This window comes from Methylobacterium sp. 275MFSha3.1 (genome assembly GCF_900108435.1).
Classification (GTDB): Bacteria; Pseudomonadota; Alphaproteobacteria; order Rhizobiales; family Beijerinckiaceae; genus Methylobacterium.
Genome location: NZ_FNWP01000029.1, coordinates 21,174 through 30,523, shown reverse-complemented (window position 1 = coordinate 30,523; position 9,350 = coordinate 21,174). Strand labels below are relative to the sequence as shown.

The following is a 9,350-nucleotide window of genomic DNA, read 5'->3' as shown; positions in this document are numbered from 1 at the left end:
CACTCCGAATCACAAGCGAGAGACCAAACCCATGACGAGCGACACCCACACCATCGACCCGCGCCTGACGAACCTCGACGGGTTCCGCGTCGAGATCGACTCGGAGCGCGAGCGCGCCGACGTGATCCTGGCGCGGCCGCCCATGAACGTCATTGCGATGCCCCAGCGCGACGAGATCCGTAAGGTATTCGAGGCGCTGGACGAGGATCCCCGCGTGCGGGTCATCGTCCTGCGGGCGGAGGGCGAACACTTCTCGTCGGGGGGCTACATCAAGGGCTTCCTCGACGCCTCGCCCGAGCACGTCTCGAAGCTCGCCTGGAACATGGCGGCGCCGGCCCGCTGCTCGAAGCCCGTCATCGCCGCCAACCGGGGCTATACGTTCGGCGTCGGCTTCGAGATCTCGCTGGCCTGCGACTTCCGCATCGTCTCCGAGACCTGCCGTTACGCCCTGCCCGAGCAGAAGCTCGGGCAGATTCCCGGCTCCGGCGGCTCGGCCCGTCTCCAGAAGATCGTTGGCATCACCCGGACCAAGGACATCGTGATGCGCTCCAAGCGCATCCCCGGACGGCAGGCCCTCGACTGGGGCATCGCCACCGAATGCGTGGCCGACGCGGACCTGGAGAAGGCCACCGACGCGCTGGTCGACGAATTGCGCGCCTTCTCCCCCATCGCCCAGCGCACCGCCAAGAAGCTCCTCAACGACACCGAGGATGCGAGCCTCTCCATCGCCATCGAGCTCGAAGGGCATTGCTACAGCCGCCTGCGGCAGGCCGATGACTTCCGCGAGGGCGTCGAAGCGTTCCACGCCAAGCGCGCGCCGCGCTTCACCGGCTCATAGCCCGGCCGCGCCGGGGGGCTGCATAGCGGCTCCCCCCATCCCGTGACCTTCACCACATCGCTTCGATCCCGCCCAGGCGGGAAACGACGGCGCGCGCCCGAATGGCTCCCATCCAGACCCAGAGCCCGAACCGGCCCCACCGCGGCAACGACCGCATCCCCCGGAGGAACCCCATGCAGACCGCCGCCACCTTCGCATCCGATCCCCCCGCCCTCGCCAGGCCCACCGGCCGGCAGACGGCGACGGCCGCCATGGCCTCGCTGTTCGGCTGGGGGCTCGATCTCTTCGACCTGTTCATTCTGCTCTACGTGGCGCCGGTCGTCGGCACCTTGTTCTTCCCGGCGGACAAGCCGATGCTGTCGCTGGCCGGAGCCTATGCCTCCTTCGCGGTCACGCTGCTGATCCGGCCCCTCGGCTCCGCCCTGTTCGGCTCCTATGCGGACCGCTTCGGCCGCCGCCGCGCCCTCATGGTGGCGGTGATCGGCGTCGGCCTGTCGACGGCGGTCTTCGGCCTCCTGCCGACGGTCGGCCAGATCGGATGGCTCGCCACCGGGATCTTCCTATTCTTCCGCCTCGTCCAGGGCGTCTTCGTCGGCGGTGTCGTTGCGGCATCCCACACGATCGGTACGGAATCTGTGCCGGAGCGGTGGCGGGGGCTGATGTCCGGGGCGGTCGGCAGCGGGGGCTCGGCCATCGGCGGCCTCCTGGCCTCCCTGGTCTTCTATCTCGTCTCGCTCATGGCGCCGGGCGAGGCCTTCGCCGACTGGGGCTGGCGGGTGATGTTCTTCTCGGGCCTACTGACCTCGGTGATCGGCCTGATCCTCTTCCGCAACCTCGAGGAATCCCCGATCTTCAAGGAACTGCAGGCCCGCAAGGCCGCGCTCCGGGAGGGTGCTCCGGCGAAGGCCTCGCCGATCCGCTCGCTGTTCTCGCCGTCCAACCGGGGAAGCTTCGCGGTCGCGACGCTCATCTCCTTCGGCGGCGGCGCGGCCTACTACCTCACGTCCGGCTACCTGCCGACCCTCCTCAAGCTCGTGAACGGCGTACCGAACGCCACCGCCTCGATGATCCTGATCGGCGCCAACGTGGCGGCGGCGATCGGCGCCTGCGGCATGGGCGAACTGAGCCAGCATATCGGGCGCAAGCGGTCGTTCTTGCTGATGGGAGTCATCCGCCTGTTCGCCTTTCCCGTTCTCTTCCTGACCATGGCGAACACGACGAGCCTCATGGGGGTCGCGGCCTGTGCCTTCCTTCTCTCGCTCATCGCCAACGCCAGCTACGCGCCGCTGTTGATCTTCCTCAATGAAAAATTCCCGACGGCGGTACGGGCCACGGGGACGGGCCTGACCTGGAATATCGGCTTCGCGCTGGGCGGCATGCTGCCGACGTTCGTCTCCCTCATCGCCGATGGGCCGACGCAGATCCCGATGGTGCTGACGGTCGTGATGACATGCGTCACGCTAGTCTATCTCGTTGGCGCCGTTATCACTCCGGAGACGCAGGGCAACCTCGACCGGGCGTGACGGCCCCCCATGCAGGCGGAGCCACCTCCCAGGGCGAGCGTTCTGCTGGTCCTCCGCCTGCACGCCCCTGACCAGTCCGTCCTTCCCTATTCCGAGGGAAGGACGATACGTGCTGGTCGAATCCCGGTGGGAGCGATGAAATGGCTCGTCTGCAATCCTCCGGCTTCTTCGATCTCGGCGATGGTCGACTGGAATATCATTTCGTCGGTCGACAGCCGGAGGTGGCCCCCACGCTTGTGTTGCTCCACGAAGGCCTCGGTTCGGCGATGCAATGGGGCGCCCTGCCCGAGACCCTCGCCCAAACGACAGAGTGCGGTGTCCTGGCCGTCTCCCGCCAGGGATATGGCGCGTCGAGCCCGGTGCCCTTGCCTCGCCCGGCCGACTATCTCGAGCACGAGGCCCGCATAGTCCTCCCGCGGTTACTCGACGCCGCAGATTTCAGGAGCGGCGTGTTGATCGGCCACTCCGACGGCGCCTCGATCGCCGCTCTCGCCTTGGCGGAAGGCGATGCCCGCCTGCGGGGCGGTGTGCTGATGGCGCCGCATTTCTTCGTGGAGGAGGTCACGCTGTCCGCGATCCGGCGAACCCGAGCCGCCTACGAGCGGGGGCTCTTGAGGACCCGCCTCGGCCGCTGGCACACCGATGTCGAAGGGGCCTTCCGTGGCTGGAACGACGCATGGCTGGATCCGGCCCGGCGCGGATGGACGATCGAGGCTGCGCTGACACGCCTGACCGTCCCCGTGACACTTATACAGGGAACCGAGGACGCCTACGGGACGCAAGCCCAGATCGCTGCAGCCCGCAGATCATGTCCACCCAGCCTGCTCACAGTCCGTGAGATGCCGGGTGTCGGTCATGAACCACATCGCGAAGCTTTCGCGGACACGGTCGCTCTCATCTCGGCTTTCGTCGAGTATGTCTTGAAAGACAAACCAGGCTAAGGATCTACACAATCCTGACGGCGCTATGATGAATGACGGAGCTGTCTCCGACAACAGAAGCACATCTTCAGTTCGCGATTCTGCGAGAGGCCGAAACGCCACGTCTGCTATATGTCCCGCACTTCCGCAAATCGCCTTTCCGCTTCCGGCCAGCATTTTCCATCACGAAGCACTTCTGTAAACGTCTTCGATGAGTGGTTTTCTGTCTATCGAATTTCGGCCAGCAAGGCATGAAAGCGAACGTCGGCCACATGCATACTCACGAGGGAAGCCAGGCATTGGCCTGCTTGAGGTGAGCGCCATTTGTTCGTTCAGGTGTGAGGCCTAGATCATGCCGCTATGCCACGCCATCTTCGGCCACTACCTCCCGCGTCACGGCGAATTGGCCAACACAGCCCGTAGTGCTCCGCATTTCACTGCGTTCGTGGTCAGCACGTGCAATGCCGTTGCAAAGTTCTGCACCTGCCGCACATTGAAGCGGACCTACGGGCCTAAGATCGCGATCCTGCGAAATGCATGATCCGAGCAGGCCGCCGGCTCAGCCCGGATTGGATGGCGGGTCGCCCTCCCGACCCTGAGCCGGCCGACAGGCGCCCTAGCCGTGATCGGTCCGCCGGATGCGCTGGCTTTGCTGCCCGAGGCCCTCTATCCCTAGCGAGACCGTGTCGCCCGGCTGCAACCAGACGGGCTTGGGCTTGATCCCCATGCCGACGCCCGGCGGCGTGCCCGTCGCGATGATGTCGCCCGGCAGGAGCGTCATGTACCGACTGCAGTACGCGATGATCTCGCGAACGCCGAAGATCATCGTGCGCGAATTGCCCGTCTGACGGCGGGTTCCATTCACGTCGAGCCACATGTCGAGCTGCTGCGGATCGTGGATCTCGTCCTTTGTCACGAGCCAGGGTCCAATTGGACCGAACGTATCGCATCCCTTGCCCTTGTCCCATTGGCTGGACTGAAGCTGGAAGGCCCGCTCCGAGACGTCGTTCACGACGCAGTATCCGGCAACATGATCGAGGGCGTGCTCCTCGGTGACGTACTGCGCCGTCGATCCGATCACGACGCCGAGTTCCACTTCCCAGTCGAGCTTGGTTGAGTCGCGGGGCTGGATCGTGTCGTCGTTCGGCCCGCAGACGGCGCTCGGAGCCTTGAGGAAGATGATTGGCTCGCTCGGGATGGCCATGCCGGCCTCGGCCGCGTGGTCCGAGTAGTTGAGCCCGATGCAGATGAACTTCGAGAGGCCTGTGAAGGGAACGCCGAGGCGGGGGCTTCCTTCTACCCGGGGCAGCCGCGTCGGATCCGTCTGTGCGATCCTGGCGAGACCGTCGGGCGCGAGTTCGGACGGACCAAGATCACGGCACACCGACGAGAGGTCGCGGAGGACGCCTGCAGCATCGACCAGAGCAGGCCGCTCGGACCCAACCTCACCGTAACGACAGAGCTTCATCGATCATCTCCGGATCAAGGGCGAATCAAGTGGGAGGAAGCCGGTCCAGCGGGTGCCCCTTCGGCAAGAGAGCTGAGCCAGTCGCGGGCGAGGGGCACATCGGCCGGTGTCAGGTCGTGGCCGCAGGGTAGGACATGGTGGGTCGCTTCGGCGCCCAGCTCGGTCAGGCAAAGTGCCAGATCGGCCCCGAGTGCCGGCGGCGCGATCGTATCCGTCTCGCCCGAGACAACGACGGCGCGCTGCCCGACAAGGGCAGCGGCCGCGGTACCAGTCAGCGGTGGAACGGCGCGCAACAGGATCGCGCCCGTCAGAAGAGCAGGATGCAGAAGCATGAGTGCGGCCGCGATGTTGGCTCCGTTCGAGAAGCCGAGGGCAAGCGGGGGCCCGAAACCGTAACGGTCGCGGGCGGCCGCGACGAAGGCCGCCAGCTCATCGGCTCGGCGGACGACCTCGGATGAATCGAAACGACCGTCCGGATGGCGAGCGAAGTGGCGCAGCTTGCCACCTTCCGATACGGCTCCGCGGACGGCCAGCATCGGCGCGCCGGGGGCCGCTGCCTGGGCAAAGGGCACAAGCTCGTCTTCGTCACCTCCGGTGCCGTGCAGCAGGAGGAGCGGCGATCGGCTCCCTTCCGACGCATACCAGCGGTGGGCCAAGCTATCGAGGCTCACCGGCCTGCCTCCGACCCGAAACTGAGCCCGGAGTTGGCGGGGTGGGGCGTGACTCGCGTGAACGGGCGGCGTGTCGCCAGGAGTAGCACCACGATGCCCGTCAGCATCAAGCCCGTCATGAACCACAGGCCGGGCGTCAGGCTCCCCGTCGCGTTCCGGATCCAGCCCAGCAGGAAGGGGCTCACGAAGCCACCCGTGAGGCCAAGGCAGTTGATCAGCGCCAAGCCGCCCGCGGCCGAACGCTCGGGGAGATAGGCCATCGGGATGCCGTAGAAGATCGGCATCGCGCCGAAGAGCGTCGCGGTCGCGACGGAGAGCAGTGCCAGGACGACTGGAAGGTTCGCGCCGGCGAGGGACGCCCCAATCAGCGCGCAGGCACCGACACCGACACAGACGGCGTAGTGCCACCGCCGCTCTTGCCGTCGGTCCGAGCGTCGGGACAGCCACACCATGCCGATGCCGCCGATCGCATAGGGGATTACGGACCATAGGCCAATTGCGGCGGCTCCCTGGACACCGGCGGCCTGCATCATCACGGGCATCCAGAAGGTAATCGCATAGAGCCCGCAGACGAGGGTGAAGTACGCCAGCGCGAGGACGTAGATTCGTGGGTCGCGGAACGCCGCACCGAATGCATGGCCGCCGGCAGCCAAGTTCGCGTCCCGGTCGATCTCTGCCAAAAGGAGCATCTTCTCGGATGATGTCAGCCAGGGAGCATCTTGAGGCTTGTCGACGAGGATCCGGAGCGCGACGAGCCCGAGAAGCACGGCCGGCATGCCCTCCAGAAGGAACATCCACTGCCAGCCCCTGAGGCCGAGGACGCCCTGCATGCCTTCGAGGATGAAGCCTGAGACAGGTGCACCGATCACACCGGCGAGCATGCTGCCGCTCAGAAAAATTGCAGTCATTTCCGCCCGGCGGCGGTTCGGATACCAGAGCGTCAGATAGTACATCACCCCGGGGGCGAGGCCCGCCTCGAACGCTCCCAGGATCAGCCTCAGCGCGTAGAACGAATGGGGCCCGGTGATGAACATCGTTGCCGAGGAGGCGAGCCCCCACAGGATTAGGATGCGCGCCAGCGTTCGCCGGGCGCCGACGCGCTGAAGGACGAAGTTGCTCGGGACTTCGCACAGAAAGTAACTGACGAAAAATAGTCCGGCGGCGAGGCCGTAAACCGCGTCGTTGAAGCCCAGCTCCGCGCGCATGTGCAACTGCGCGTAGCCGATATTCACTCGGTCGAGATAGGCAGCCACGTAGCATGCGAAGAGGAACGGCAGCAGCCGCCACTGCAATTTTCGATAGAGTGCGGCGCTATCTACATCATCCGTCGCGAATGACTTAGCCGGCGGTCGGCCAAGCACGGGCGGATCACCTCCGGGCGTCACGTCCATTTTCATGATCTCCCTATTCTGTTCCGGAACTTCCGTCCGGTTCGAAGGCACGCCGGGCGCAAGTTCTCTCGCGCTCGCCCTCAGAGACGTGAGAACCAGTCCTCAAGTTCGATATTGAGGGGGAGGAGGATGCGAACGACGCAGTTGTACCAAGCCGTCGTCAGGACCAGTTCTAGTCGCTCCTGCTCGTCCAGGAACCCGCACAATTCGGCCCAGAGGCCGTCATCGACACGGCCGGTCCGCGTCACGTCGCGAGCGAAGCGCATGACGGCGCGTTCGGAAGCGGTGAACCGGTCATCCGTCTCGAACTGCGCAAGCTGCTCCAGCTTGGCTTGGGACAGCCCGGCCTTCACCGCCGAGTTCCAATGATGCGCGACCTCGTAGTCAGCCCGCGTCTCAAGCCCGACCGTCAGGACGGCTAGTTCGCGAAGTTGCCGGTCGAGCAGAGTGCTCTGGCGCAGCGACATCGCCATCGCGAGAACCCCGTCACACAGCGCAGGCGCGTTGGCGACGGCGAGAAAGACGTTCTCGACCGGCTTTCCCCGCAGCGCTTCCAGGCGGTCGAACAATCCCTGGTGATCTGGTCCGACGCTGGCCCGGCTCGCGTTCCCAATCCTCGGCACTTCGAGCTCCCAATCAGGGCGTTTGCGCGGAGTGGCGGACCGTGAAGGTAGAAGCCGTCAGCCCAGCGTCAGCATCGTATAGCGCGCCGGGTTGCATCGATATAATGATATCGATGCATTCAATTGATCGATGCCGTCGATCGAACGGGCAGACCGATGGAACTCCGTCACCTGCGTTACTTCGTGGCTCTGGCTGAGCACCTGAGCTTCACCCGGGCCGCGCGGCAGACGCACATCACCCAATCGACCCTGTCTCACCAGATCCGGCAACTGGAGGATCAGGTCGGGCAACGCCTGTTCGACCGCGTCGGCAAGCGCGTGTTCCTCACTGAAGCCGGGCAGAACCTGCTGCCCCGTGTCCTACGGGCCCTCGGCGAACTGGACGAGGGCCTTCGGGCGCTGTCCCCCCAGGATCAGGTCCTGACCGGTTGGCTTAGGATCGCCGCGACGCACACCTTTAACGTCAATCTCGTCCCCGCCTGCCTGACCGAGTTCCTCACCCGCAATCCTTCGATGCGCGTCGTCGTGGAGGAACTCGCCGCTAGCGTGATCGAGGAGCGGCTCCTGGCCGGTGCCCTCGATCTCGGTATCTCCTACAGGCCGGACCACCAGCAGGATCTCGCCTTCGAACCCCTCTATGACGAGCCTCTGGATCTCGTGCTTTCGCCTGAACACCGGTGGGCAGCCCGGAAATGGGTCCGCATGGCGGAACTCCACCATCAGCCGGTCGTGTTGCTCTCACCGGAATTCACCACCCGCAGGCTGCTGGATGACTGCTTCCGGCAATGCGGCGCCGTCCCGCACCTCGTCGCAGAGATGAACACGATCGGTCCCATCCTCGGCCTCGTTCGGCGTATGAACATCGTCGCGATCCTGTCGAGACAGGCCGTCCCAGAGGATGGGACGCTTTTGTCGGTTCCTCTGGAAACTCCCACGCCCATGCGGAGCCCTGGCGTGCTATTGCGCCGGAACGAGGTCCTGCCTCCGCACGTCGCATCCTTCCTGCACACGCTCCGACGAGCCTGCGATAAGGCTTCTCATTCGACGCGTCGGTTGTAGCGGGGATGTCGTCGCGGGAGCTCGCCAGTGTGTCCACGACCGCTACGGCGAACGAGCCCGAATTGGAGTCAGATATGGCAGCCAAGCAGGTCACCCTCACCTTCGACAACGGCCCCACACCACATGTGACGGATCAGATCCTGGGGATCCTAGACCGGGCCGGAATCAAGACCACCTTCTTCGTGATCGGGCAGAGGCTCGACGACCCCGCTGCAGCCGATCTCATGCGGGCTGCTCATACAGCGGGGCATTGGATCGGAAATCACACCTTTACGCATTCGGTGGCACTCGGGGACCGGACGGACCGGGACTATGCGCTCCGAGAGATCGAGGAGACGCAGCAAAGGATCGGTTCGCTGACGCGACCGGAGAAGCTCTTCCGCCCCTACGGGAACGACGGACTGATCGGCCGGCATCTGTTGAGTCGGGCGGCGCTCGATCACCTCCTCGCCGAACGCTACACGACGATCACCTGGAACAGCGTCCCCGGTGACTGGAAGGACGCGGACGGCTGGGTCGAGACCGCGATGGCCCAGGTGCGGGAGCAGGACTGGAGTGTCATGGTCATTCATGACATCGAGGCTGGATGCCTTGTCCGGTTGCCTGAGCTGCTTCAACGTCTGACAGATCTTGGAGCGACCTTCGAGCAGGCGATTCCGAGGTCGGTGATTTTGACCGAAGCGGGACGGACTGTGTCGATGTCTCCGGACTTCATGGCCGATTGATCGGCACACCCTCGCAGGGCGTGCGACAGATCTGCCGGCATCATCGATCGATGGCATCGATTGAAACGACGAAAATATATCATCGCAACACTGCAAAATGGCCTGCTATGCTTCGTAGCGAGACTTGGCTCG

General features: G+C 64.9%; 9 protein-coding genes. 5 read left to right on the top strand and 4 right to left on the bottom strand.

Annotated elements, in window-relative coordinates; all coding sequences use genetic code 11:
• Positions 1 to 31: 31 nt before the first annotated feature.
• From BLW78_RS26350 to BLW78_RS26340, 3 genes are all read left to right on the top strand, one after another.
• On the top strand, positions 32 to 838 hold the full coding sequence (locus tag BLW78_RS26350; protein WP_020096249.1) for an enoyl-CoA hydratase/isomerase family protein: 807 nt from the start codon (positions 32 to 34) through the stop codon (positions 836 to 838).
• A 173-nt stretch (positions 839 to 1,011) separates the two neighbouring features.
• Positions 1,012 to 2,361, top strand: coding sequence for an MFS transporter (locus BLW78_RS26345; protein WP_091683071.1), 1,350 nt, complete (start codon positions 1,012 to 1,014; stop codon positions 2,359 to 2,361).
• Positions 2,362 to 2,501: 140 nt separating this feature from the next.
• Positions 2,502 to 3,302 (top strand): alpha/beta fold hydrolase, encoded by an 801-nt coding sequence (locus tag BLW78_RS26340; protein WP_091683070.1) that lies wholly within the window; start codon positions 2,502 to 2,504, stop codon positions 3,300 to 3,302.
• A 595-nt stretch (positions 3,303 to 3,897) separates the two neighbouring features.
• Here BLW78_RS26340 and BLW78_RS26335 read toward each other — a convergent pair.
• From BLW78_RS26335 to BLW78_RS26320, 4 genes are all read right to left on the bottom strand, one after another.
• Positions 3,898 to 4,749, bottom strand: coding sequence for a fumarylacetoacetate hydrolase family protein (locus BLW78_RS26335; RefSeq protein WP_091683068.1), 852 nt, complete (start codon positions 4,747 to 4,749; stop codon positions 3,898 to 3,900).
• A gap of 14 nt (positions 4,750 to 4,763) precedes the next feature.
• Positions 4,764 to 5,420, bottom strand: a complete 657-nt coding sequence (locus tag BLW78_RS26330; protein WP_056531139.1) for an alpha/beta hydrolase — start codon at positions 5,418 to 5,420, stop codon at positions 4,764 to 4,766.
• Positions 5,417 to 6,811 carry an MFS transporter gene (locus BLW78_RS26325; RefSeq protein ID WP_244527064.1) on the bottom strand — a complete coding sequence of 465 codons (1,395 nt, stop codon included), beginning with the start codon at positions 6,809 to 6,811 and terminating at the stop codon, positions 5,417 to 5,419. The genes BLW78_RS26330 and BLW78_RS26325 overlap by 4 nt, the downstream gene beginning before the upstream one ends.
• 80 nt (positions 6,812 to 6,891) lie before the next feature.
• On the bottom strand, positions 6,892 to 7,380 hold the full coding sequence (locus BLW78_RS26320) for a carboxymuconolactone decarboxylase family protein (RefSeq protein WP_020096256.1): 489 nt from the start codon (positions 7,378 to 7,380) through the stop codon (positions 6,892 to 6,894).
• Between the two features lie 177 nt (positions 7,381 to 7,557).
• On the opposite strand from BLW78_RS26320, the gene BLW78_RS26315 reads away from it, so the two are divergent.
• Both BLW78_RS26315 and BLW78_RS26310 read left to right on the top strand, forming a co-directional pair.
• Entirely contained in the window at positions 7,558 to 8,493 is a 936-nt protein-coding gene (locus BLW78_RS26315; RefSeq protein WP_244527063.1) for a LysR substrate-binding domain-containing protein, read from the top strand.
• A 74-nt stretch (positions 8,494 to 8,567) separates the two neighbouring features.
• On the top strand, positions 8,568 to 9,218 hold the full coding sequence (locus BLW78_RS26310) for a polysaccharide deacetylase family protein (RefSeq protein WP_029359437.1): 651 nt from the start codon (positions 8,568 to 8,570) through the stop codon (positions 9,216 to 9,218).
• Positions 9,219 to 9,350 lie beyond the last annotated feature (132 nt).